Origin of the sequence: Sagittula sp. SSi028 (assembly GCF_048553715.1) — a bacterium.
Taxonomy (GTDB): domain Bacteria; phylum Pseudomonadota; class Alphaproteobacteria; order Rhodobacterales; family Rhodobacteraceae; genus Sagittula.
Map to the genome: position 1 here is coordinate 51,518 of NZ_JBLZNC010000005.1, position 22,432 is coordinate 73,949.

Annotated in this window: 23 protein-coding genes; 13 read left to right on the plus strand and 10 right to left on the minus strand. The window is 60.4% G+C overall.

The window, feature by feature from the left end; all coding sequences use genetic code 11:
- Nucleotides 1–59: 59 nt before the first annotated feature.
- From urtD to urtA, 5 genes are all read right to left on the minus strand, one after another.
- Entirely contained in the window at nt 60–800 is a 741-nt protein-coding gene (urtD, locus tag ACN5AZ_RS10900) for an urea ABC transporter ATP-binding protein UrtD (RefSeq protein WP_419428912.1), read from the minus strand.
- Complete coding sequence (gene urtC / locus ACN5AZ_RS10905; protein WP_419428913.1) at nt 797–1,963, minus strand: urea ABC transporter permease subunit UrtC; 1,167 nt, start codon at nt 1,961–1,963, stop codon at nt 797–799. Before urtC ends, urtD begins: the two co-directional genes overlap by 4 nt.
- Nucleotides 1,960–2,427: a GNAT family N-acetyltransferase gene (locus ACN5AZ_RS10910; protein ID WP_419428914.1), complete on the minus strand. Its 468-nt coding sequence runs from the start codon at nt 2,425–2,427 to the stop codon at nt 1,960–1,962. Before ACN5AZ_RS10910 ends, urtC begins: the two co-directional genes overlap by 4 nt.
- Nucleotides 2,428–2,429: 2 nt before the next feature.
- On the minus strand, nt 2,430–4,358 hold the full coding sequence (urtB, locus tag ACN5AZ_RS10915; protein ID WP_419428915.1) for an urea ABC transporter permease subunit UrtB: 1,929 nt from the start codon (nt 4,356–4,358) through the stop codon (nt 2,430–2,432).
- A 116-nt stretch (nt 4,359–4,474) separates the two neighbouring features.
- Nucleotides 4,475–5,764 (minus strand): urea ABC transporter substrate-binding protein, encoded by a 1,290-nt coding sequence (urtA, locus tag ACN5AZ_RS10920; RefSeq protein WP_419428916.1) that lies wholly within the window; start codon nt 5,762–5,764, stop codon nt 4,475–4,477.
- Nucleotides 5,765–6,137: 373 nt separating this feature from the next.
- Here urtA and ACN5AZ_RS10925 point away from each other — a divergent pair, with 373 nt between their 5' ends.
- The 8 genes from ACN5AZ_RS10925 (at nt 6,138) to ureG (ending at nt 11,437) form a co-directional block, all read left to right on the plus strand.
- On the plus strand, nt 6,138–6,965 hold the full coding sequence (locus ACN5AZ_RS10925) for an urease accessory protein UreD (RefSeq protein WP_419428917.1): 828 nt from the start codon (nt 6,138–6,140) through the stop codon (nt 6,963–6,965).
- A gap of 4 nt (nt 6,966–6,969) precedes the next feature.
- A complete protein-coding gene (locus ACN5AZ_RS10930) occupies nt 6,970–7,272 on the plus strand; it encodes an urease subunit gamma (protein ID WP_419428918.1) in 303 nt (100 codons plus the stop codon).
- Between the two features lie 59 nt (nt 7,273–7,331).
- Nucleotides 7,332–7,493 (plus strand): hypothetical protein, encoded by a 162-nt coding sequence (locus ACN5AZ_RS10935; protein WP_419428919.1) that lies wholly within the window; start codon nt 7,332–7,334, stop codon nt 7,491–7,493.
- A complete protein-coding gene (locus ACN5AZ_RS10940) occupies nt 7,490–7,795 on the plus strand; it encodes an urease subunit beta (protein ID WP_419428920.1) in 306 nt (101 codons plus the stop codon). Before ACN5AZ_RS10935 ends, ACN5AZ_RS10940 begins: the two co-directional genes overlap by 4 nt.
- Before the next feature lie 66 nt (nt 7,796–7,861).
- Entirely contained in the window at nt 7,862–9,586 is a 1,725-nt protein-coding gene (gene ureC / locus ACN5AZ_RS10945; protein WP_419428921.1) for an urease subunit alpha, read from the plus strand.
- Nucleotides 9,587–9,730: 144 nt separating this feature from the next.
- The gene (locus tag ACN5AZ_RS10950) at nt 9,731–10,198 is read left to right on the plus strand and encodes an urease accessory protein UreE (RefSeq protein ID WP_419428922.1); all 468 of its coding nucleotides are present in this window, start codon (nt 9,731–9,733) and stop codon (nt 10,196–10,198) included.
- Complete coding sequence (locus ACN5AZ_RS10955; protein ID WP_419428923.1) at nt 10,167–10,829, plus strand: urease accessory protein UreF; 663 nt, start codon at nt 10,167–10,169, stop codon at nt 10,827–10,829. Before ACN5AZ_RS10950 ends, ACN5AZ_RS10955 begins: the two co-directional genes overlap by 32 nt.
- Nucleotides 10,826–11,437 (plus strand): urease accessory protein UreG, encoded by a 612-nt coding sequence (gene ureG, locus ACN5AZ_RS10960; RefSeq protein WP_419428924.1) that lies wholly within the window; start codon nt 10,826–10,828, stop codon nt 11,435–11,437. Before ACN5AZ_RS10955 ends, ureG begins: the two co-directional genes overlap by 4 nt.
- Before the next feature lie 284 nt (nt 11,438–11,721).
- Here ureG and ACN5AZ_RS10965 read toward each other — a convergent pair whose 3' ends face one another.
- From ACN5AZ_RS10965 to ettA, 3 genes are all read right to left on the minus strand, one after another.
- On the minus strand, nt 11,722–11,928 hold the full coding sequence (locus ACN5AZ_RS10965; RefSeq protein WP_419428925.1) for a cold-shock protein: 207 nt from the start codon (nt 11,926–11,928) through the stop codon (nt 11,722–11,724).
- Between the two features lie 292 nt (nt 11,929–12,220).
- A complete protein-coding gene (locus ACN5AZ_RS10970) occupies nt 12,221–12,427 on the minus strand; it encodes a cold-shock protein (RefSeq protein WP_419428926.1) in 207 nt (68 codons plus the stop codon).
- Nucleotides 12,428–12,785: 358 nt separating this feature from the next.
- Nucleotides 12,786–14,441: an energy-dependent translational throttle protein EttA gene (gene ettA, locus ACN5AZ_RS10975; RefSeq protein ID WP_419428927.1), complete on the minus strand. Its 1,656-nt coding sequence runs from the start codon at nt 14,439–14,441 to the stop codon at nt 12,786–12,788.
- Nucleotides 14,442–14,640: 199 nt separating this feature from the next.
- On the opposite strand from ettA, the gene ACN5AZ_RS10980 reads away from it, so the two are divergent.
- From ACN5AZ_RS10980 to dacB, 3 genes are all read left to right on the plus strand, one after another.
- Nucleotides 14,641–16,932, plus strand: a complete 2,292-nt coding sequence (locus tag ACN5AZ_RS10980; RefSeq protein WP_419428928.1) for a methyl-accepting chemotaxis protein — start codon at nt 14,641–14,643, stop codon at nt 16,930–16,932.
- Nucleotides 16,933–16,999: 67 nt separating this feature from the next.
- On the plus strand, nt 17,000–17,602 hold the full coding sequence (locus ACN5AZ_RS10985) for a nicotinate-nucleotide adenylyltransferase (protein ID WP_419428929.1): 603 nt from the start codon (nt 17,000–17,002) through the stop codon (nt 17,600–17,602).
- A 73-nt stretch (nt 17,603–17,675) separates the two neighbouring features.
- Nucleotides 17,676–19,181, plus strand: coding sequence for a D-alanyl-D-alanine carboxypeptidase/D-alanyl-D-alanine-endopeptidase (gene dacB, locus ACN5AZ_RS10990; RefSeq protein WP_419428930.1), 1,506 nt, complete (start codon nt 17,676–17,678; stop codon nt 19,179–19,181).
- A 21-nt stretch (nt 19,182–19,202) separates the two neighbouring features.
- Here the strand turns inward: dacB and ACN5AZ_RS10995 are convergent, their stop codons facing one another.
- Nucleotides 19,203–19,688, minus strand: a complete 486-nt coding sequence (locus ACN5AZ_RS10995; protein ID WP_419428931.1) for a L,D-transpeptidase — start codon at nt 19,686–19,688, stop codon at nt 19,203–19,205.
- Nucleotides 19,689–19,742: 54 nt separating this feature from the next.
- Nucleotides 19,743–20,165 (minus strand): tellurite resistance TerB family protein, encoded by a 423-nt coding sequence (locus tag ACN5AZ_RS11000; RefSeq protein WP_419428932.1) that lies wholly within the window; start codon nt 20,163–20,165, stop codon nt 19,743–19,745.
- 104 nt (nt 20,166–20,269) lie between these two features.
- Here ACN5AZ_RS11000 and ACN5AZ_RS11005 point away from each other — a divergent pair, with 104 nt between their 5' ends.
- Nucleotides 20,270–21,847, plus strand: a complete 1,578-nt coding sequence (locus ACN5AZ_RS11005; RefSeq protein ID WP_419428933.1) for a lysine--tRNA ligase — start codon at nt 20,270–20,272, stop codon at nt 21,845–21,847.
- Between the two features lie 114 nt (nt 21,848–21,961).
- A complete protein-coding gene (locus ACN5AZ_RS11010; protein ID WP_419428934.1) occupies nt 21,962–22,384 on the plus strand; it encodes a DUF4864 domain-containing protein in 423 nt (140 codons plus the stop codon).
- Nucleotides 22,385–22,432 lie beyond the last annotated feature (48 nt).

Below are 22,432 nucleotides of genomic sequence, written 5' to 3' on the forward strand. Positions count from 1 at the left end.
GACGTGGCCGCCCGTGGCAGGCGGTGAAAGAAGGTATTTGGACCAAGAAAAAGCATGGATCAGCGGCCCAGATAGACGTCGATGACCTGCGGATCGGAGGTGACATGGTCGATGGAGCCTTCGGCGAGGACGGAGCCTTCGCACAAAACGGTCACGCGGCAGTTCAGGCGGCGGATGAATTCCATGTCATGTTCGACGACGACCACGGCGCGGGTTTTGGCGGCCTCCACCAGCATTTCGGTGGTCTTTTCGCGCTCTGCCGGGGTCATGCCGGCGGCGGGTTCGTCGACCAGCAACAAGCGCGGCTCCTGCGCCAGAAGCATGCCGATTTCGAGCCATTGTTTCTGGCCGTGGCTGAGTTCGCCCGCGATGCGCGGCAGCACGTCGCTGAGGCCGGTCTGTTCGGCGATGGCCTCTATGCGCTCGGCGCCACGTTTGGTTTTCTTGTAGAACAGCACGTCGAAGGGGCCGCGCGGGTTCTTTAGCGCCATGGCGAGGTTTTCGCGCACGGTCTGGGCCTCGAAAACGGTGGGTTTCTGGAATTTGCGCCCGATGCCTTCGCGCGCGATCTGGGATTCGCTGAGGCCGAGGAGGGAGATGTTGCGATCCCCCCATGTGATGCGCCCCTCGTCGGGTTTGGTCTTGCCGGTGATGATGTCCATGAAGGTGGTTTTGCCTGCGCCGTTCGGGCCGATGATGGCGCGCAGCTCTGGCTCTGCGATCTGGAAGGAGAGGTTGTTGATTGCCTTGAACCCGTCGAAGGAAACAGAGACGCCGGACATTTCGAGAAGGGTGGTCATGCTTTGGCGCCTTTCAGTTTGTCGACGAGGCCGCCGAGCCCCTGCGGTGCGAAGAGTGTGACCGCGACGAAAGCCGTGCCGAGCAGCACCAACCACCAGTCGGTCCATTGGATGGTGTAGACGCCAAGGTTCACGTCCGGCGCCCCGCCGCCGGTGAACCAGCTCGACAGAAGTGTGACGAAAACAGTGCCCAGAACCGCGCCGTAGAGGCGACCGCGTCCGCCGATGGCGACCCAGACCGCGAGGTAGATCGAGGCTATCGGTGCGATCTCGGCGGGGTTGATGATGCCCGCTTGAGGGTAATACAGCGCGCCCGCGATGCCCGAGACAATGGCCGTCAGGGTAAAGACGAAGAGTTTGTAGCTTTCCACATGGTAGCCCAGAAACCGCACGCGTGTTTCGTCGTCGCGGATGGCGCGGATCACGCTGCCCATTTTGCCCGAGACGACCCAGGCGAAGAGGACATAACCGCAGCCCAAGGCCAGTGCCGACCCCCAGAGGAAGTAGATCGAGATGACGCTTTGTGGGATGTTCTCGGCACCGGGGATGTTTTGCAGGCCCGACAGGCCGTTGTTGCCGCGCAACCCGCTGTCGTTCTGGAAGAGGTACAGCGACAGGGCCAGCGTCATCGCCTGAGTCAGGATCGACAGGTAGACGCCGGTCACACGGCTGCGGAAAGCGAGCCAGCCGAACACAAGGGCGAGCACGCCGGGCACCAGAAGCACCATCAGAAGCTGAAGTGGCAGCGAATGGGCGAAGGCCCATATGGCGGGGAATTCTGATGCGCCGACCACGCCGAAGATCTGCGTGGCAATGGCGTCCTGCACTTCGGTGCTGGTGGGGGGGATCAACTGGTTTGACAGGCTGCCCGTCACGATGATTTCCGTGCGCGCATACATCAGCCACATGCCGACGGCGTAGCCGCCGATGCCGAAGAACGCAAAATGGCCAAGCGACAGGATGCCGCAATAGCCCCAGACCACATCCATCGCCACGGCGATGAGGCACAGGCACAGGGTTTTGCCCAATGTCTTTACAAAGGAGGTGGAGATCAGCCCGGCGCCGAAAGCCTCGGAACACACAGTCACGATCAGGGTGAACAAGCCGAGGATGGCGAGGAACCACAAGACGGAGGGGTTCTGAGCAAGGAAGGAGCGGTTCATTGCGCGGCCTCCAGTGATTTGGTCATGAATGTCGAATGCGGGTCCGGTTGGTAGTCGCCAAAGGGCGGGCATTCGGTGAAGCCCAGACCCGCGTACAGCGCGCGGGCCGCGGCAAAGTCAGGATGCACGCCGGTTTCCAGCCACAGGCTTGTTATGCCGCGGGCGCGGGCGTGGGTCTCAATCGCCTCGAGCAGCGCCTTTGCGGTGCCCTTGCCACGGGCGGCGGTCCGGGTGTGCATGGATTTGATCTCGGCCTTGGTGGGGGTGAGCGTCTTGAGCGCGCCCATCCCGATCAGGGCGTCACCGTCATGGGCGGCCCAAACGGTGATATCGGGGGTGAACAGGGCCGTCACGGGCAAGCGGTGGCAGCTTTCGGCCGGTGCGGTGCCATCACAAAAGGTGGTATGGGTGTTCACCAGATCCTCGAAGGCGGGGGTCGGGGCGGGCAGGATGTCGATGCGCATGGTCAGTCTCCGGCGGCGCGGCCCTTGAGGGCGACGATGCCCTTGGGGCGGAACTGGATGAACAGGATGATAAAGAGGATCATGTAGGTCTGTGCGGCCAGCGTATTGGAGGGGTTCAGCCATTCGATGCCCTTTTGCAGGGTGCCGATCATCGTGGCCCCGGCCAGCGTGCCCCAGACATTGCCGACGCCGCCGACAACCACGGTCATGAAGGATTGCACGATGTAATCCGCGCCCATTTCCGACGTGACTTTGGCATACAGGCCAATGGCCACGCCTGCGATACCGGCAATGCCGGAGCCAAGGCCAAAGGTCATCATCTTGATCCGGTCAGGGTTGATGCCCATCGAGGCCGCCATACGCGGGTTTTGCGTCACGGCGCGGACCTCCAGCCCGAGGCGGGTGCGCTTCAGGATGAAAAGCAGAAGTGCGAGAAAGATCAGCGCGAGAACAAAGATCGCGATGCGGATGTAGCTGATCGAGATGACCTCGTTAAAGGCGAGATTGCCGTCCAGCCACGCGGGCGAAGTCAGCGGACGGGCCTGCGTGCCGAAGATGTTCTTGGCCAGCTGTTGCTGCGCAATGGAGATGCCGAAGGTGGCCAGCAGGGTTTCCAGAGGGCGGCTGTAAAGGTGCCGGATAACCAACCGTTCCATCGCAACACCGGCGGCAAAGGTGACGGCAAAGGCCAAAGGCAGCGCGACGATCAGGGACACCGTGTAATTGGGGATGATCTGCTGCACGACAAAGCCGGTATAGGCGCCCATCATGATGAATTCGCCGTGGGCCATGTTGATGACGCCCATGACGCCGAAGGTGATGGCCAGTCCGATGGCTGCGAGAAAGTAGATCGAGGCCAGCGAAATCGCGTCCAGCGCCAGATCGGCGGTTTGCGAGGCACCGACGCGGGTGTTGACCGCCTTCTGCGTGGTGCGCGCGGCATCCGTGATGGCCGCGTCGGGTTCGTCGTAGATCTCGAAGATGGTGTAGCCCGCCAGCGTTTGCGAAATCATGTCCTCGGTGGCGCGTGGGGGCAGGGTACCCTCTGCGGAGAGACGGTCATAGGCGGTCAGACGCGCGTCGAGGTCACTGAGTGTGCCCACGGACACACCTGCCACCTTGCCGCCGTCCACATGCTGTTCCAGCGCGCTGCGGATGTCGGTGTCTGACAGGACCGGCGGCAGGTCCGCAGCCTGTGCGATCTGGCTGTAAGCCGCAAGGCGGGGCAGGTCTTCGCCCGGGGTGAGTTGACCGGCGATGTTCGCGCCATCGGGCGCGGTTTGGGCGATTTCGGTCCGCGTGCTCAGGATCTGGCTGAGCACTGCGCGGCCTTCGACAGAGAGGTCAGAGGACAGCGCCTCGATCGCGTCAATACGTGCCTCGGTGCTGTCGCCGTAGCGGGCGGTGAGATAGTTCAGCAAACGCTGTTTGCGCAGTTTCAGCGCGGGGTCGGCTTCGTTGTCGATCGCGCCCGAGAGCGGCGCGATCTGGTCCGGGGACAGGTTGCGTGCGATGGCATCCACTGCTTCTGTCCGGCGGGTGATATCGGGATCGGAGAGCTGGAATTGCACCAGGGCTTCGTTGATGACACGGCGCACGCCGCCGTTGGGGCGGATCTGGGTCAACGTATCCTTGGAAATGGCCACATCGGTGCGCGTGGTGATGTCTGTGACAGTGTCGCCGCTTATGGCGTAGAACAGCCCGTCGTCGGCCACCCAGATGTTTTTGTCCCGCCAATCTTCGAGAAACAACGGCACCTCGGGCAGGCCAGAGGCGGTCAGCGCCTCGATCGCGGGGGCCACCTTGGAGCGCGAGGGTTTCACGATCTGGGCCTGATGCTCTTGGAGGATGGTCTGGAGATCGCCAGTCTGGGCGTGCGCGGGGCTGTGAAGCCCGATCAGCAAAAGGACCGCGAGAAGGGCTCGGAGCATGGGTGGGCCTGTCGTAAAGGATCGTCTGGGGAAAGGAAGGCGGCGCATAGCGCCGCCCTACGCTGTGATGCGGGTGGTGCGGGCGGGAACGGTCATCCCCGCCCGACCCAGCGCGATCAGTAGTTGGATTCCAGCTGGACGCAGGAAGAGGTCTCGGTGTTGTACATACCGCAGGCCAGATCTTTCCAGTCGGACTTGAGAACCGCGGATTCCGGCAGGAAGTCGGTCCATGCATCGCCGGGCACCGGGTCGGTGGAGGAGATGATGTCGAACTGGCCGTCGGCGCGGATCTCGCCGATCAGAACCGGCTTGGACAGGTGGTGGTTCACGCCCATCACGGCGGTGCCGCCGGTCAGGTTCGGGAATTCCTGGCCCCACATGGCTTCGCGGACGGCGTCCACATCGGTGGTGCCTGCCTGCTCAACCGCGTTCACCCACATGTTGAAGCCGATGTAATGCGCTTCCATCGGGTCGTTGGTCACGCGGTCTTCGGACCCGATGAAGGCATGCCACTGTTCGATGAATTCGGCGTTGGCATCGGTTTCGGCGGACATGAAGTAGTTCCACGCGGCGAGGTGGCCGACGAGGTTCGAGGTGTCGAGGCCGGAAAGCTCTTCCTCGCCCACGGAGAAGGCCACAACGGGGATGTCATCGGCAGAGATACCAGCGGCGGCCAGTTCTTTGTAGAAGCCGATGTTTGCGTCACCGTTGATGGTCGAGATCACGCCAACCTGCTTGCCGTCTTCACCCAGCGCCACAACGTCGGACACGATGGTCGCCCAGTCGGAATGGCCAAAGGGCGTGTAGTTCACAAAGATATCCTCGGCGGCGATGCCGTTTTCCTGCAGGTAGGATTCAAGGATGTTGTTCGTGGTCCGCGGGTAGACGTAGTCGGTGCCCAGCAGAGCGAACTTCTCGACGCCCAGTTCCTCGAGGAAGTAATCCACGGCAGGGATCGCCTGCTGGTTCGGCGCAGCACCGGTGTAGAACACGTTCTTCGACGATTCCTCGCCTTCGTACTGGACCGGGTAGAACAGCAGGCCGTTGAGCTCTTCGATCACCGGCAGCACGGATTTGCGCGACACGGAGGTCCAGTTGCCAAAGATCACGTCGACTTCGTGTACGGTCAGCAGTTCGCGCGCTTTTTCGGCGAACAGCGGCCAGTCGGAGGCGGGGTCGACGACCACGGCCTCGAGCTCGCAGCCCATGACGCCGCCCTTTTCGTTCTGGCCTGCGGCCAGCATTTCCATGGTGTCTTTCAGCGTGGTTTCCGAAATCGCCATGGTGCCCGACAGCGAATGGAGCACGCCGACCTTGATCGGGTCTGCACAATCCTGTGCCTGCGCGGTGCCCGCAATCAGAGCGGTCGCAGCAGCACCGGTCAGCAGTTTGGTGAACTTGTTCATCGTTTTCTCCCTCTTGCGAGGGTGTTTCAGGCGCAAAACATGCGCCATACTCCCCCCGCAACGTTGGTTGCATCCCGTGTGGCGGCCTGATCCGAGGTCCAATTCGTCAGGTCGTCACACACCCGGCTGTCTTGTGGTCTTGCGACTCTCTCGCAGCGGGCAGCGACATCACGCGCCGTAGGGTGGCTTTAGGTCAATCGGGGGTGTCGGTTCTGACAGGTGACGCGCTCGACTGACTGCTTTTTCATCGTTAATCACTCGAACTGCACAATTTTAGTGCGTAATTTGCGGGTGTTTGGGGTAATTGGCCGCGAATCCTGTTGTTCGGTGGCGGTGACGATTAAGCAATGGGCAAGAAGTGAACGGGGGCGTTGTGACAGTACAGCAGCACATATCGGCAGATGTTCAGGCGCAACCGCGTGCGGTCGGTGATCTGCAGCTGTCGTCCAAAGCCCGTGGCCCGCTGTCCGCCATCGACCGGTTCCGCACGCAAGGCTGCATGAAGGCGCTGTTTCCGCGGCGCGCGGAGGGTGTGGAGGCGATTGTCATCAATACCTCAGGCGGTCTGACCGGCGGTGACCGTCTTTCGCTGAACTGCGCGGCGGGCGAGGGTTCGCGATTGGTGCTGACCACGCAAGCCGCCGAGCGTGCCTATCGGTCAGCGCAGGGTTGGGCCAATGTGACGACCCAGCTAAGGGTCGCGGCAGGCGGGCGGATTGACTGGTTGCCGCAGGAATTGATCCTGTTCGAGGGCGCGCGCCTGTCGCGGCGTCTTCGCGCCGATCTGGATGCGGATGCGCGTCTGCTGTTGGTGGAGCCGGTGATCTTTGGCCGCGCGGCGATGGGCGAGCGGTTGCACGACGCCTGTCTGCGCGACCGGATCGAGGTCTGGCGGGACGGCGTGCCGATCTATTGCGATTCCATCCGGCTTGAGGGTGATCTGGTCGATGTGATGGGGCGGGCGGCTGTCGGCGGTGGTGCCGGAGCCATGGCGAGCCTTGTCTACGTCGGTGCCGATGCCGAGGCGCAACGCGATGCCTTGCGGCGGGTTTTGCCCCGCACGGCGGGTGCGTCGCTTTTGTCTGATGATGTGCTTGTCGCACGTGTGCTGGCCGAAGATGGCTTTGCCCTGCGACAGGTCTTACTTCCTGCGCTGGACCGTTTGTCCGGTGACGGGTTGCCGATTTCCTGGAGATTGTGACGATATGCAACTGACCCCCCGTGAAAAAGACAAGCTGATGGTGGCGATGGCAGCGGAAGTGGCGCGCAAGCGGCTGTCGCGCGGCGTGAAGCTGAACCACCCCGAGGCCATTGCGCTGATCACCGATGCAGTCGTCGAAGGCGCGCGTGATGGCCGGTCTGTGGCCGATCTGATGGTGGCTGGCGCAGAGGTTATCACGCGCGAGCAGTGCATGGATGGCATCCCGGAGATGATCCACGAAGTGCAGGTCGAGGCCACGTTCCCCGACGGGACAAAGCTGGTGACAGTGCACAACCCGATCCGGTGATCGGTTTGGATGGTTCGGGATCAGGTATTTTGACCAAGGAAAAACAAGGAGGTGGCGTGATGAGATCTTTGGGTTTGGCAATGGCTGTGGCCATGGTGGCAGGGTCCGCGCGTGCGCATGAGGCGGGCGTGCATGTGCATCCGCACGGAACCGAAGGGTGGATGGCCCTGGGCGTGGGGTTGATGGTGTTGGCGGGCTTTATCGCGTGGCGCCAGAAATGATCCCCGGTGAGCTGTTGCCAGCGGATGGCGAGCTGGAGTTGAACGCCGGGCGTGAGGTCACCGTTCTGATGGTGGCCAATACCGGCGACCGCCCGGTGCAGGTCGGGTCCCACTATCATTTCGCGGAGACCAATCCGGCGCTGGAGTTTGATCGGGCTGCGGCGCGCGGGCTGCGGTTGGATATCGCCTCTGGTACGGCGGTGCGTTTCGAGCCGGGGCAGCGGCGCGAGGTGTCGCTGGTGCCGATCAGTGGTGCACGCAAGATCTATGGATTCAATCAACAGGTGATGGGCGCGCTCTAGCGCCTTTGGGTTGGCGTGCGTGTCACGCTGACTGTTCCCTTCCTATTCTGACAAGAGAGACCCGTCATGCCCGCTAGGATCAAACGTTCTGATTATGCCGCGATGTTCGGCCCCACCACCGGTGACCGTTTGCGTCTGGCCGATACCGATCTGGTGATCGAGGTGGAGCGGGACCTGACCGTCGAGGCGGCCGGTGGCTATGGTGAGGAGGTCAAGTTCGGCGGGGGCAAAGTGATCCGCGACGGGATGGGGCAGGCCCAGACCACCCGTGCTGCAGGCGCTGTCGATACGGTCATTACCAATGCGCTGATCGTCGACTGGACCGGCGTTTATAAGGCCGATGTTGGTTTGCGCGACGGGCGTATCGCTGCCATTGGCAAGGCGGGCAATCCCGATACCCAGCCGGGGGTCGATATTGTCGTGGGGCCGGGGACCGAAGTGATTGCCGGCGAGGGACGTATCCTGACGGCCGGGGGCTTTGACAGCCACATCCATTTCATTTGCCCGCAGCAGATCGAGGACGCGCTGCATTCCGGTTTGACCACGATGTTGGGCGGCGGCACCGGCCCGGCGCATGGTACGCTGGCCACCACCTGTACGCCCGGGCCGTGGCATATCGGACGTATGTTGCAGGCCGCGGATGCCTTTCCGATGAACCTTGCCTTTGCAGGGAAGGGGAACGCGTCTTTGCCTGCTGCCTTGGAAGAGCAGATCAAAGGCGGTGCCTGCGCGTTGAAACTGCATGAGGATTGGGGCACCACGCCCGGCGCGATTGATTGCTGTCTGGGGGTGGCGGACGATTGGGACGTTCAGGTCATGATCCACACGGACACGCTGAACGAAAGCGGGTTTGTCGAGAACACGGTCGCGGCGATGAAGGGGCGGACCATCCACGCCTTTCACACCGAAGGGGCGGGCGGCGGGCATGCCCCCGATATCATCAAGATCTGCGGCGACGCCAATGTCTTGCCTTCGTCGACCAACCCGACACGTCCCTTCACGGTCAACACGATCGACGAGCATCTGGATATGTTGATGGTGTGCCACCACCTCGACAAATCGATCCCCGAGGATGTAGCTTTCGCCGAAAGCCGGATCCGGCGCGAGACCATCGCGGCCGAGGATATCCTGCACGATATGGGGGCGTTTTCCATTATCGCGTCTGACAGTCAGGCCATGGGGCGTGTGGGTGAGGTTCTGATCCGTACATGGCAGACTGCTGATAAGATGAAAAAGCAGCGCGGTCGTTTGCCGGAAGAGACCGGCGATAACGATAACTTCCGTGTGCGTCGGTATATTGCGAAATACACCATCAATCCGGCGGTGGCCCATGGTCTGAGCCATGAAATCGGATCGATTGAAGTGGGCAAACGCGCGGATCTGGTGCTGTGGAGCCCGGCGTTCTTCGGGGTCAAACCGGAGATGGTGCTGCTGGGCGGCACGATCGCCATGGCACAGATGGGGGATCCGAACGCCTCTATTCCGACGCCGCAGCCGGTCTATTCCCGTCCGATGTTTGGCGCTTATGGCCGCAGTGTTGAACGGTCTGCCGTGACCTTTGTGTCGGAGGCGGCGCAGGCCGAGGGGATCGGCGCGGCATTGGGATTGGCGAAAGATACGCTGTCGGTGCGCAACACGCGCGGGATCGGAAAGGCGGACCTGAAGCTGAACACCGCTTTGCCGCAGATCGAGGTCAACCCCGAGACCTATGAGGTCCGTGCAGATGGCGAGTTGCTGACCTGTCAGCCGGCGACCGAACTGCCGATGGCGCAGCGATATTTCATGTTCTAAGTGACAGGCAGGCTCTGTTTCGGGGCTGTTGGTTGGTGGCGTGATCGGGAGGGGGCGGCCTTTCGCGGCGCTACTTGGGTGACGTAATACGGGGGCCACTGTCTTGCGAAAGCGGCGTGGTCAGAAGAAAGAAGTGACGGCGAGATGAGCGACCTTCCCTTGGCGCAACAGGTGCAGCGCGCAGCGGCCTGCGCGACGGATGATACGGTAACACTGGATTACGATGCACGTTTCCTGCGACGCAAAAAGCTGACATCGGCGCAGGGCGTGGCCTTCGTTGTCGATCTTGAGCAGACCACTTCGCTTGACGATGGCGATGTGCTTGAGCTGAGCAATGGCGGGCGGATTGCTGTTGTTGCTGCGAGCGAGGCCGTGCTTGAGGTGCGCGGGGATCTGCCTCGTCTGGCCTGGCATATTGGCAACCGGCACACGCCTTGTCAGATGTGCGGCGATCACCTGTTGATCCAGCAGGATCCGGTGATCCGTCACATGCTGGAGCATCTACACGCCGATATTTGCGAGGCGCAGCGCCCCTTTACGCCGGAGGGCGGCGCTTATGGCCATGGGCGGACCCACAGCCATGACCACGGGCACAGCGCGCATGCCCATTGATCCGCGGCTTCTGATCATCACGCAATGGCTGTCACCGGCCTATCCGGTGGGGTCCTTTGCCTTTTCGCACGGGATCGAAGATGCGGTGGACGCCGGGCAGATCACGGACGCGCCGGCGCTGGAGCGCTGGCTGGCGGATCTGCTAAAGCAGGGGTCGGGATGGGCGGATGCGGTTTGGATCGCCGAGGCTGCGCGTGGCGCGCGTCCCGTGGCGGAGGTCGACGCCTTGGCACGGGCTTTTGCGGCCTCGGCAGAGCGTCTGCGCGAGGCGCAGCGGCAAGGCGCGGCCTTTCGCCAGATCACACAGGATGTCTGGCACACAGAGCTGACCGCGCAAATGCTGCCGGTGGTTTTCGGGGAGGCCGCGGCGGAGTTGCGCTTGGATACTTCTGCGGTGATCGCGCTATATTTGCAGAGCTTTGTCAGCAACCTTGTGGCGGCGGCTCAGCGGCTGATGCCGCTTGGGCAGACCGACGCGCAAGGCATTGTGGCGCGGCTGTCGCCGTTGTGTGGAGATATCGCCGCCCGCGCGATGGATGCGGACAGTGACGATATCTTCGCCAACTGTTTCGCCTCGGATATCGCTGCGATGTGTCACGAAACGATGGAACCAAGGATTTTCCAGACATGACCAAGATGAATGGGCCGTTGCGTATCGGAATTGGCGGACCCGTCGGGGCCGGTAAGACCACGTTAACCGCACGTCTGGCGGAGCGGCTGAAGGACCAGTATTCGATTGGTGTCATCACCAATGATATCTACACGCAAGAAGATGCAGAGGCGCTGATGCGGATGCAGATCCTGCCGTTGGACCGGGTCATCGGGGTCGAAACCGGCGGGTGTCCACATACGGCGATCCGCGAAGACGCGTCAATCAACCTTGCAGCGGTGTCGGAGATGCGGGAGCGGCACCCGGACGTCGAGATCGTGCTGATCGAATCCGGTGGGGACAATCTGAGCGCGACATTCTCACCGGAGCTGGCGGACTTTACGATCTACGTGATCGATGTCGCCGCCGGAGAAGAGATCCCGCGCAAAGGTGGGCCAGCGATCCGGCGCTCTGACCTGCTGGTGATCAACAAAACGGATCTGGCCCCGCATGTGGGGGCATCGCTGGAAGTGATGGAGCGTGACGCCACCAAAGGGCGCGATGGGCGACCCTTTGTGTTTACTTCCTTGAAAGAGGGCAGTGGCGCGGACGCGGTGGTGGCGCAGATCCAGCAATTAACCGGCGTGTGAGGGCTACAGTGCGGCCCAATCTGTGAACCGCCACGTGTGCGGTTTCTTGACGATGGGTTTGGATTTCTGCGGTTCTGGCGATTTGCGAGCCATATGGCGCCTCCTTAGCGTACCCAACACTTGCCGGAATGAATCGTTCCGCCAATGGGAAAATGCGCGCCAAAACCGCAGGCGGCAGGAAACAGCGCTCCGGCTCTCTGCTTTGGGCCAAATCCTGCGTATGAAACGCAAAAGGCCCCCGAAACGGGGGCCTTTGATCGGGCAAGCGCCCATCTTTCTAAAGATTACAGCAGTTCGAGGTCCGATGCGGACACTTTGCCGTCGCGGCCTTCGCGCAGCTCGTACTGGATCTTCTGGTTGTCGGCGAGGCCGGTCAGACCCGAGCGCTCAACCGCAGAGATGTGCACAAACACGTCTTTGCCGCCTTCGTCAGGTTGAATGAAGCCGTAGCCTTTGGTGGTGTTGAACCATTTCACGGTGCCAGTGGCCATCGTGTGTCTCCTGTCAGTTGCCGCTCGCGGAAGTGCAGCGGCCCGGCGTTTGTCAGAGCATAATCGGTGCTCTGTCGCCGGGTAAGGGAGACAGGTAGGCGATCGTGGTAACGTAGCGTTCCCAGCGTATCGCAGATAGGGTGATTCTGGGCAAGAGGGATTGCGTAAACGTTGTGTAAACGTTGGCACAGAAGCGGTTAATCGCTGTCTGCGCGTGCACCCTGATCCGGGAGATGGTGGCCCTAATGCGGACCACCTTTTGTTCAGGTCGGGCGCTTGGCCCGCCTCGGGCTTAGAGCAGCTCGAGGTTGCCTGCGGATTCCTTGCCGTCACGGCCGGTCTGCAGTTCGTATTCCACCTTCTGGTTGTCCGCCAGGCCGGTCAGGCCGGAGCGCTCAACCGCGGAGATGTGCACAAACACGTCTTTGCCGCCTGCGTCGGGTTGAATGAAGCCGTAGCCTTTGGTGGTGTTGAACCATTTCACGGTGCCAGTGGCCATCGTGTGTCTCCTAAAATGTCCGCACGCTTGATTGCTGCGGGTCGGCGTCGGTCAGAGCAAAGTCGGTGCTCTGTCGCCGGGTAAGGGAGACAGGGAGGCGAGTCTGGTAACGGTAGCGAGGGCCGTGTGACAGGTTTGGTGAGTCGAGACAAGGGGGCGAATTGTTCAGTACCCCAAAGCGCGCTGGAATCTTTGGTCCTGGTCCCCAGCCTTTGCGAAAACATGGGTAGCACGGCACGCGGATATTCCTCCGCCCCAAACGGACCAAGGGCCGAGCAGACGCTCAGCCCTTGGTTTGACAATCAATAGTGGCATTCCGGTTCCGTAGGGTGGGTTTGTAACCCACCCTTGGATCGGATCAGCGCGTGAATTTCTTGTGCTTCAGGCGTTTAGGCTCGAGCGCATCTGCGCCAAGACGGCGTTTCTTGTCTTCTTCGTAGTCCTCGAAGTTGCCTTCAAACCATTCCACATGGGCCTCACCCTCAAACGCCAAGATATGGGTACAGATCCGGTCGAGGAAGAAACGGTCGTGCGAGATGACCACAGCGCAGCCGGCGAAGTCGACCAGCGCGTCTTCAAGCGCGCGCAGGGTTTCGACGTCCAGATCGTTGGTCGGTTCGTCGAGCAGGATGACGTTGCCGCCTTCCTTCAGCAAGCGCGCCATATGCACACGGTTGCGTTCACCGCCCGAAAGCAGGCCAACCTTCTTCTGCTGGTCACCGCCCTTGAAGTTGAAGGCGGAACAATAGGCGCGGGAGTTCATCTCGGCATCGCCAAGTTTGATGACTTCGGCCCCGCCGGTGATCGCCTCCCAGACGTTGTCATTGTCGCTGAGGTCGTCGCGCGACTGGTCGACGTAGGACAGCTGGACCGTGTCACCCAGTTCAATGGAGCCGGTGTCGGGGGTCTCTTGGCCGGTGATCATTTTGAACAGGGTCGATTTACCGGCGCCGTTCGGGCCGATCACACCGACGATGCCGCCCGGCGGCAGATCAAAGCTGAGGTTCTCGATCAAGAGCTTGTCGCCCATCGCCTTGGACAGGCCATCCACGGCGATAACCTTTTGGCCAAGACGCTGACCGTTGGGAATGATGATCTGGGCGCGCGACAGCTTTTCACGTTCGGACTGGTTGGCCAGATCGTTGTAGGCGGCGATACGGGCCTTGGATTTGGATTGACGCGCCTTGGCACCCTGACGAATCCAGTCGAGTTCGCGTTCCAGCGTCTTCTGCTTGGCCTTGTCTTCGCGGGCTTCCTGTTCCAGACGCTTCGCCTTTTGCTCCAGCCAGCTGGAATAGTTGCCTTCGTAGGGGATGCCGCGGCCACGGTCGAGCTCGAGAATCCAGCCGGTGATGGAATCGAGGAAGTAGCGGTCGTGGGTGACGATCAGGATCGTGCCCTTGTAGTCGATGAGGTGCTGTTGCAGCCAAGCGATGGTTTCGGCGTCCAAGTGGTTGGTCGGTTCGTCGAGCAGCAGCATGTCAGGCGCTTCGAGCAGCAGTTTGCACAGCGCCACGCGGCGACGCTCACCGCCCGACAAAGTGGCCACATTGGCGTCATCGGGGGGGCAGCGCAGGGCCTCCATCGACACGTCGATCTGGCTGTCGAGATCCCAGAGGTTCTCGGCATCGATCTGGTCTTGCAGCTTTGCCATCTCCTCGGCGGTCTCGTCCGAGTAGTTCATGGCAAGTTCGTTGTATTTATCTAGAATTGCCTTTTTTTCGGCGACGCCCAGCATGACATTTTCGCGCACGCTCAGGGTCTCATCCAGATGGGGTTCCTGCGGCAGGTAGCCCACCTTTGCCCCCTCGGCGGCCCAGGCCTCGCCGGTGAAATCCTTGTCGATGCCGGCCATGATTTTCATCAGCGTGGACTTACCAGCACCGTTGACGCCGACGACACCGATCTTGACCCCCGGAAGGAAGGACAAGCGGATGTTCTCAAAAGTTTTCTTACCGCCGGGATAGGTCTTCGAGACGCCATCCATGTGATACACATATTGATAAGAGGCCATGTTGATCGCTCCCCTGGGTCAAGCTGGTTTGGCAAGCCACGTACCCTGTCTGATCGTTTGGTGCAATCTCCGTGGCTGTAGGTGGCGACATGCATTGCTTTCCACATTTTGTTGATCTGTCACCTTAGTGGTATGTCAATTGTTTCCGGTCAGGGATGAAAGCCATCACGCAATGGGTTCCCGAAGGAGGGATTGTTAAATGGCACGAGTACGCAGGCCCTACCGGAGAAACCCGTGGAAGCGGTTATCTTTGACCTACAAAATCCCGATCCTGATCGCGGTTCCAACGGTCTTGTTGGCTTTGGCGGTTTCCGTCACAGGCTACATCGAGGCGAAAGTGGCGCTTGAGGATCAGCGCCTTATGTCGCGAAAGACCTTGCTTGAGGAAAAGGCGGCAGGGCTTGAGGAGTGGATAAATGGCGCCGTGCGAGATCTTGAGATTCTCGCTGAAAGTCCGGTCACACAGCAATCGATTGCCGCGTTCACTGCGGGTTGGGATATGATGGGCCCAACTGCTCAGGAGACGCTGACGCGCCTGTACATTGACGATAACCCAAGACCGGCAGGAGAAAAATACGAGCTGCTGGATGCAGGAGACGGCTCTGCGTGGTCGGCATCGCACGCGATGTATCATGAAACATTCCGAACATTCCAACACAGCGGCGATTATTACGACCTGTTCCTTTTCGATAATGATGGCAACCTGATTTACTCTGTCTGGAAAGAGGCCGACTTCGCGGTCAATTTCGTCTCAGGGGCGCTTGCGGACAGTGGCTTGGGCGCAGCCTATCAAAAGGCCGCAGCCGCGGATGCGATCGGAGCAAATTTCTCGAAATTTAACGCCTACGCCCCAAGTGCGGGGCTGCCGGCCAAATTCCTTGCATCCCCCGTGTTTGATCAAAACGGGGACCGGATCGGCGTGGTCGCATTGCAGATGAATATCGATACGTTCAAGCGCATCATATCCAGTCACGGTCTGTTGGGCGATACCGGCCATGTCTATGCGCTGGATGAGCAACTGCGTGCAATGACCGAGATCGTGCAGGGTCCGGGCTATCAGAAATTATCGACATTGCCGCGTCTGGAGCAAATCGATTTAGCATTTCAAACCGGATACGCGGGTTTGGAAAATGTCGAGGGTATCAATGGGCAGATGGTTGAAGCTGTGGCAATCACAGCTGAAGTGGCGGGGCAGGAATGGGTCATCGTCGCAGAACAGGACATGAGCGAGGTTCTAGTCGTCCAGGAAGCGATGTTTACCATGAAAGTCATAGAGATGTTGGTGGTGCTGGCTCTGACCCTTGCACTGGCTTTTGCAGTGGCGCGGCTGATCTCGACCCGGATCATGGCCTTGTACGAAAGCGTCAAAAAAGTTGCGGCGGAGATGTTTGAAGATGACGTCGCCCAGATCAAGACGGGTGACGAAATTGGCGATATTGCGCGCGCACTTCAGCGGTTGAAGGGCGACCTCGAAGCTGGCCAGAGATCCGCTATGCAGATAGAAACCGCGTCAAAGGAGCAGTCGAGGGTTGTCGAAGATCTGCGATCGGCCTTGGAGCGCTTGTCGGCGGGGGATCTTGCCTGCCATATCGAGCATGCTTGGCCGGAAGCTTACGAAGAATTGCGCGAGCATTTCAATGAAACGGCTTCCAGCCTGTCCAATATCATCGGACAGCTGCGTGATACGGCAACTATGATTGACCAAGATGCGCGTACGCTGAGCGATGGGGCGCACTCTCTGTCTCAACGCACTGAAAGCCAAGCTGCGACGCTGGAACAGACGGCTGCAGCCATGGAGGAAATTTCGTCGAGTGTGAGGGCAACATCTGACGGTGCCGACGAAATTGTCCACGCCATCGGTGCCGCCCGCGAGAAAGCTGAACGTGGCGAGGAAGTGCGCGGACGGGCCGTGACGGCGATGACCGAGATCGAGACGTCCTCCAAGCAGATTGGCCAGATCATCAAGGTGATCGAAGACATCGCTTTCCAAACCAACCTGTTGGCCCTGAATGCGGGGGTCGAGGCTGCGCGCGCTGGTGAGGTTGGTCGCGGTTTTGCCGTTGTGGCCAGTGAGGTGCGCGAACTTGCGCGCCGGTCGTCTGACAGTGCGGCGGAGATCAAGAATTTGATCAACACGTCCGGGGATAACGTGGAGAATGGCGTCAAACTGGTTCTGGAGATGGGCAATGTCTTGGCGGCTTTGCTGGCGGATGTGACATCTGTTTCTACCCTTGCGCGCGATATCGCGAATGGCGCGTCGGAGCAGTCACAAGGCGTTTCCGAAATTTCCAGCGGGATTAATATTCTCGATCAGGTGACACAACAGAATGCGGCAATGGTCAATGAAAGCGCGGATGCCGGGCGGTCCTTGCAGGAGAAAGCGGATGGCCTGTCAACGATCGTCGGGCGTTTCCGAACCTCTGCCCGTGGGAGCGAGACCTGGAGTGTCGAAGCGGGCGGGCCAGGCAAGCTTGAATCAGGGGCGGCTTAACCGCCGAAACCTTGTCCCTTTGGCCGGCCATGGATAGTGTCCGGCCAAAACGGGGGCGGAGATCTGAATGCCGGGACGGGCTGATACCACGACATTCACACCTTATGCGCGCATAGGTTTGTTGGGGGGCTCATTCGATCCACCGCACACCGGCCATTTGCATCTGTCGACAGAAGCGCTGAAGCGGTTCGGGCTGGACTCGGTTGTATGGCTTGTGAGCCCGGGCAATCCGCTCAAACCAAACGCCCCTGCGCCGCTGCAGTCCCGTATACAAGCATGCCAAGAGCTTGTGGATCATCCGCGCATCAAGGTCAGCGGAATCGAAGCCGATCTTGGGACACGCTACACGGCCGAGACCTTGGCTGCCTTAACCCATGCCTTTCCTAAGGTGAAATTTACTTGGCTGATGGGGGCTGACAACTTGGTCCAATTTCACCGTTGGGAAGATTGGGAGAGTATTGCCGCCCAGGTGCCGATTGGCGTTTTGGCGCGACCGGGTGCGCGCAGTGCAGCCCTCGGTGGGAAAGCGGCACGTATCATGCGGGCCGCGCGTATCCCTGCGGCATCCTCGCATTTGTTGGGGCATCGGGATGCCCCAGCGTGGTGTTTCGTCAATATGCCAATGCGCGCCGAAAGCAGTTCCGCCATTCGTGCAAGAGGGGAATGGTGAGCCGTTTAAAATGTGAACGGACGACGAGCTTTACGTTGTTGCAGCGTGGCCATCCTTTGGCTTAGATCGCGACATGACACACAGCATTTCAAGACGTTCTTTTCTGATGTCGGCCTCTGCGGCGGCTGCTCTTTTGCCAACTGCGGGCTGTGCGAACGCACCTGACCGTTCGCTGCGACCGATTTCGCGGGCGGACGATCTGCTGAAGGCGTCGCAGCCAAGTGTGAACGAATTGATTTCGGCGGCGCAGCTGGGCGGTGTCGTCGGCGTGAGCGTTGCGGATCTGGCAACCGGTGACGTGCTTGAACAAAACGAGGCGTCTAAGGGTTTACCCCCTGCCAGCGTGGCAAAGGCGCTGACGGCGGCCTACGCTTTGGCGCATTTGGGGGGCGGTTATCGCTTTCAAACCCGTGTTTTGACGACCTCGGGCGTGGCGAATGGGGTTGTGGATGGCGATCTGGTCCTAGCCGGAAGCGGCGATCCGACATTGGATACCGACGGTTTGGCGGGGCTTGCAAAACAGCTTGCCGCCGCGGGGGTGCGTGAAGTCCGCGGTGGGCTGAAACTTTGGGGCGGCGCGTTGCCTCATGTGGCGGAAATCGACACCGCCCAGCCAGAGCATGTGGGCTATAACCCGGCTGTGTCCGGACTGAATCTGAACTACAACCGTGTGCATTTTGAATGGCGCAAAACGGGCAGCAGTTATTCCGTGACGATGGATGCGCGTTCCGCCAGCTATCGCCCGGATGTGCGTATGGCGCGTATGTCGGTCGAGCCGCGCAGCGCGCCGATTTATACCTATTCCGATGCGGGTGCGTGGGACCAGTGGACCGTGGCGCGCAATGCCTTGGGTGGGGCAGGGGCGCGTTGGCTGCCGGTGCGCAAGCCGGAACTGTACGCGGGCGAGGTCTTCCAAAGCTTTCTGCGCGCGGAGGGCATTTCGGTCGCCGCGATAGAAGTGGTGGACCGTCTGCCAACCAACGTGGTCGAGCTGGCGCGGATCGAAAGCGCAGCTTTGACAGATGTGTTGCGCGACATGCTGAAGTGGTCGACAAACCTGACCGCAGAGGTGGTGGGCATGACGGCGACAGCAGCGCGCACGGGTCGCAGGCCAGCCTCTTTGGTCGCGTCAGCCAAAGAATTGAACGCATGGGCGGCAGAGCGTTTGGGCGTGAGAGGCATTGCGCTTGTTGACCACTCGGGGCTGGGAGACAGGAGCCGCGTGTCGGCGGCAGATATGATGGCCGCGCTGGCTGCAATCCACCGCGATATTGCGCTGCGGCCGCTGCTGAAAGCGTTTGAAATGCGCGACGCGCAGGGGCGCAGAATCAAGAACCATCCGATTGATGTGGCGGCGAAAACCGGAACGTTGAATTTTGTCAGCGGGCTTGCGGGCTTTGCTGAACTGCCAGACGGCAGAACTGTGGTTTTTGCGATCTTTGCCGCTGATCTGGATCGGCGCAATGCGCTGTCCGTCGAAGAGCGGGAGCGCCCGCCGGGCGGTGCCGCGTGGAACCGGCGGGCCAAAACGCTTCAGCAAAAGCTGATCGAACGCTGGGGCGTGATGTACGCGGCCTAAGGCGTGGCCGCGTCACAGGTCTCAATTCTGGATGACCACTTGCATGTTCTGTTTGCCCACCTGTTGGGTCAGGCTGAACAGCACGGCAGCATGTTCGGGGTGCAGGCGCACGCAACCGGCCGATGCAGGTTGGCCCAGACGCGACACTTGGTTCGTGCCGTGGATGGCGTAGTTGCCATTGAAAAAGATCGAGTAGGGCATCGGCGCATTGTTGTAGAGGCTGGATTTGTGGTGGCGCGACAACCACTTGGCTGACCAGCTGCCGCGCGGGGTATATTTGCCACTGCGCGCGGTGGACACCGGCCATTCGTAGGTCACCTGCCCGTGATAAATCACCGTCATGGTTTGGCGGGATATATCGACCTTGGCGATCAAGGGGGCCGCCTGTGCGGCCAACGATAGTAAACATAAAAATGCCGCTGCAAATGCGGCTGTAGTAACGCGATGCATAATATTCCTCCGACGTATGCGTGGCAGCGCATTGGCGAAAATTGCCAATGCCAGCATAGCATCAAAGGCTGCAAAATGCAGTCGGGGAAACCTGACCTTCAGGGGCGCGGATTACAGCGACAAATGCCGCGCGCGAGCCCCACGTTCGATGGCCGCCGCATGGAGCCGGTCAATGTTGAGCTCGTAGCGGATTTCCTCAAGCAGGCGCAGTTCGGTCTCCTGCAGCGTGCCATCGGCTGCCGCGACATCGCAGGCCAGCGCATAGGCCGTTTCAAACAGACGTTCGGGCAGGTTGTCGCGGATCAGACCGAACAGCGCGTCGAGCCCGTCTTCTTGTTCGAACAGATCTGCCACGAGAGAGGCCATGGTGCGCACATGGTCGGTGTCGAAATTGGCAAAAACCGGCAGCATGTTCACCGCCGAATCGATTTTGACCAGCTCGGCGGTACGGATGTTTTCGTCGGACATGGAGACCGCCAACATGATCGCGACAAGGCAATCTTGGGGGCTGAGCGGTTGGGGCGTGTCGGTCATGTTGTTTTTCCGTCCATAAATGCGGCGTTGCAGCGCAATTTATTGACGCTTGGCCCATGGGGCAATAGGAAGCGGTTCGTTATTCCCCTCTGGAGTCTGTGGACATGTCCGAACTGCGCGAAGCCGCCATGAAAGCCAAGGCCTGGCCGTTTGAAGAAGCGCGCCGGATCCTCAAACGCTACGAAAAAAAGCCGCCCGAGAAGGGCTATGTGCTGTTCGAGACCGGATATGGCCCGTCGGGTCTGCCCCATATCGGCACCTTCGGCGAGGTTTTGCGCACGACGATGATCCGCCGCGCCTTTGAGGCGATCTCGGACATTCCCACGAAGCTGGTTTGTTTTTCGGACGACCTTGACGGCATGCGCAAGGTGCCCGGGAACGTGCCGCAGCAGGAGATGCTGCAGGACCATCTCCAGCGCCCTTTGACGTCGGTGCCCGATCCCTTTGGCACGCACGAAAGCTTTGGTCATCACAACAATGCCATGCTGCGCCGGTTCCTGGATACTTTCGGGTTCGAGTACGAGTTCTACTCGGCGCGCGAGTTCTACAAGTCCGGCCAGTTCGACGACATCCTGCTGTTGGCGGCCAAGCGCTATGACAAGCTGATGGAAATCATGTTGAAGTCGCTGCGTGATGAGCGCGCGGCGACCTATTCGATCTTTCTGCCGATCCATCCTGAGACAGGGCGGGTGCTGTATGTGCCGATGAAGCACGTCGATGGCCAGAAGGGCGAGATTACGTTTGACGACGAGGACGGGCGCGAGTGGACGTTGCCTGTGACCGGCGGCAACGTGAAGCTGCAGTGGAAGCCAGATTTCGGGGCGCGCTGGGCAGCGTTGGACGTCGATTTCGAGATGTATGGCAAGGAACATGCGACCAACGAAAAGATCTATGATTCGATCTGTCGGGCGCTGGGCGGTACGCCTCCGAACCATTTCAGCTATGAGCTGTTCCTTGACGCCGAAGGTGCCAAGATTTCCAAGTCGTCGGGCAATGGCATTTCGATTGACGAATGGCTGAGCTACGCGTCGACCGAAAGCCTGTCGTATTTCATGTTCCAAAAGCCCAAGACGGCGAAGCGTTTGCACTTCGATGTGATCCCTAAAGCGGTGGATGAATATCACCAGCAACTGCGTGCCTTCCCGACGCAGGATGTGGCGGCACAGGTGAACAACCCCGTCTGGCATATCCACAACGGAACGCCGCCGGAAAGCACCATGGTTGTGCCGTTCTCTATGTTGCTGAACCTTGCCAGTGCGGCAGGGGCCGAGGACAAAGAGACCATGTGGGCCTTTATCCGGCGCTATGCTCCGGATGCGACGCCGGAGACACATCCCGATGTGGACGCGGCTGCGGGCTTTGCGGTCAAATACTACGAGGATTTCGTCAAGCCGTCGAAGACCTTCCGCGCGCCGGACGCCAAGGAGCGTGCCGCGATGGAAGATCTTTCGGCGCAGTTGAAAGCCTTTGACGGTGTGGCTGATGACGAAACGCTGCAGTCTTTGGTGTTCTCTGTCGGCAAGGCGCATGCGTTTGAAAACCTGCGTGAGTGGTTCAAGGCGCTCTACGAGGTTCTTTTGGGTCAAAGCCAGGGGCCGCGGTTCGGTGGGTTCATCGCGCTGTACGGCGTGTCGGAAACAGCGGCTTTGATCGACGCGGGTCTGGCGGGCGAATTGTCCTGAGTGTGTGATCTTCGCGCATGAAAAACACGCCCGTCGTCTGAAAAGGCGGCGGGCGAAACTTTTGACAGGGTCCGGACGTGGCTTACCTATGGTCAATCCATGGAGGGCTTTGTCATGCGGATCATCTGGGTTTTTGTCGTAGCGGTCGCGTTGAGCTTGGGCGGATATCGGGCGCAGGCTCAAGAAGTGGTGCCGCCGGAGCCCGACATCGAAGCGGTGATCGCAGAGCAGATCGAGGCATTTCGTGTGGATGACTTTGGAACGGCGTTTGGTTTTGCCAGCCCCGGCATTCAGCGCATGTTCGGATCGCCGGAGCGGTTTGGCGCGATGGTGCGCGACGGCTATCCCATGGTCTGGCGTCCCGGAGAGGTTAATTTTGGTCTGCTGCGCGAGGTGGATGACACGCTTTGGCAGGAGGTCCTGATCACCGATCAGGCGGGGCGGCGTTTTGGCTTGGCTTACCGGATGGAACAGATCGATGGCGATTGGCGCATCGGGGGCGTTCAGGTCATTCCCGCACCGGATGTGGCGGTCTAGGGCGCGCGGAGCTGTTTGGCTGCGCCAAAGGCGCCCCGCCCGCCCTAT

What these genes read in the sequence shown, in the direction of transcription:
- ACN5AZ_RS10970 (WP_419428926.1), bottom strand. Translation starts at nt 12,427, where the DNA reads ATGGCCACTGGCACCGTGAAATGGTTCAACACCACCAAAGGCTACGGC.
- ACN5AZ_RS10980 (WP_419428928.1), top strand. Translation starts at nt 14,641, where the DNA reads ATGGCACGAGTACGCAGGCCCTACCGGAGAAACCCGTGGAAGCGGTTA.
- ACN5AZ_RS10940 (WP_419428920.1), top strand. Translation starts at nt 7,490, where the DNA reads ATGATCCCCGGTGAGCTGTTGCCAGCGGATGGCGAGCTGGAGTTGAAC.
- ureG (WP_419428924.1), top strand. Translation starts at nt 10,826, where the DNA reads ATGACCAAGATGAATGGGCCGTTGCGTATCGGAATTGGCGGACCCGTC.
- ureC (WP_419428921.1), top strand. Translation starts at nt 7,862, where the DNA reads ATGCCCGCTAGGATCAAACGTTCTGATTATGCCGCGATGTTCGGCCCC.
- ettA (WP_419428927.1), bottom strand. Translation starts at nt 14,441, where the DNA reads ATGGCCTCTTATCAATATGTGTATCACATGGATGGCGTCTCGAAGACC.
- urtB (WP_419428915.1), bottom strand. Translation starts at nt 4,358, where the DNA reads ATGCTCCGAGCCCTTCTCGCGGTCCTTTTGCTGATCGGGCTTCACAGC.
- ACN5AZ_RS10995 (WP_419428931.1), bottom strand. Translation starts at nt 19,688, where the DNA reads ATGCTGGCATTGGCAATTTTCGCCAATGCGCTGCCACGCATACGTCGG.
- ACN5AZ_RS11000 (WP_419428932.1), bottom strand. Translation starts at nt 20,165, where the DNA reads ATGACCGACACGCCCCAACCGCTCAGCCCCCAAGATTGCCTTGTCGCG.
- ACN5AZ_RS10950 (WP_419428922.1), top strand. Translation starts at nt 9,731, where the DNA reads ATGAGCGACCTTCCCTTGGCGCAACAGGTGCAGCGCGCAGCGGCCTGC.
- urtC (WP_419428913.1), bottom strand. Translation starts at nt 1,963, where the DNA reads ATGAACCGCTCCTTCCTTGCTCAGAACCCCTCCGTCTTGTGGTTCCTC.
- ACN5AZ_RS10955 (WP_419428923.1), top strand. Translation starts at nt 10,167, where the DNA reads ATGACCACGGGCACAGCGCGCATGCCCATTGATCCGCGGCTTCTGATC.
- ACN5AZ_RS11010 (WP_419428934.1), top strand. Translation starts at nt 21,962, where the DNA reads ATGCGGATCATCTGGGTTTTTGTCGTAGCGGTCGCGTTGAGCTTGGGC.
- urtD (WP_419428912.1), bottom strand. Translation starts at nt 800, where the DNA reads ATGACCACCCTTCTCGAAATGTCCGGCGTCTCTGTTTCCTTCGACGGG.
- ACN5AZ_RS10965 (WP_419428925.1), bottom strand. Translation starts at nt 11,928, where the DNA reads ATGGCCACTGGCACCGTGAAATGGTTCAACACCACCAAAGGCTACGGC.
- ACN5AZ_RS10935 (WP_419428919.1), top strand. Translation starts at nt 7,332, where the DNA reads ATGAGATCTTTGGGTTTGGCAATGGCTGTGGCCATGGTGGCAGGGTCC.
- dacB (WP_419428930.1), top strand. Translation starts at nt 17,676, where the DNA reads ATGACACACAGCATTTCAAGACGTTCTTTTCTGATGTCGGCCTCTGCG.
- ACN5AZ_RS10985 (WP_419428929.1), top strand. Translation starts at nt 17,000, where the DNA reads ATGCCGGGACGGGCTGATACCACGACATTCACACCTTATGCGCGCATA.
- ACN5AZ_RS10910 (WP_419428914.1), bottom strand. Translation starts at nt 2,427, where the DNA reads ATGCGCATCGACATCCTGCCCGCCCCGACCCCCGCCTTCGAGGATCTG.
- urtA (WP_419428916.1), bottom strand. Translation starts at nt 5,764, where the DNA reads ATGAACAAGTTCACCAAACTGCTGACCGGTGCTGCTGCGACCGCTCTG.
- ACN5AZ_RS11005 (WP_419428933.1), top strand. Translation starts at nt 20,270, where the DNA reads ATGTCCGAACTGCGCGAAGCCGCCATGAAAGCCAAGGCCTGGCCGTTT.
- ACN5AZ_RS10930 (WP_419428918.1), top strand. Translation starts at nt 6,970, where the DNA reads ATGCAACTGACCCCCCGTGAAAAAGACAAGCTGATGGTGGCGATGGCA.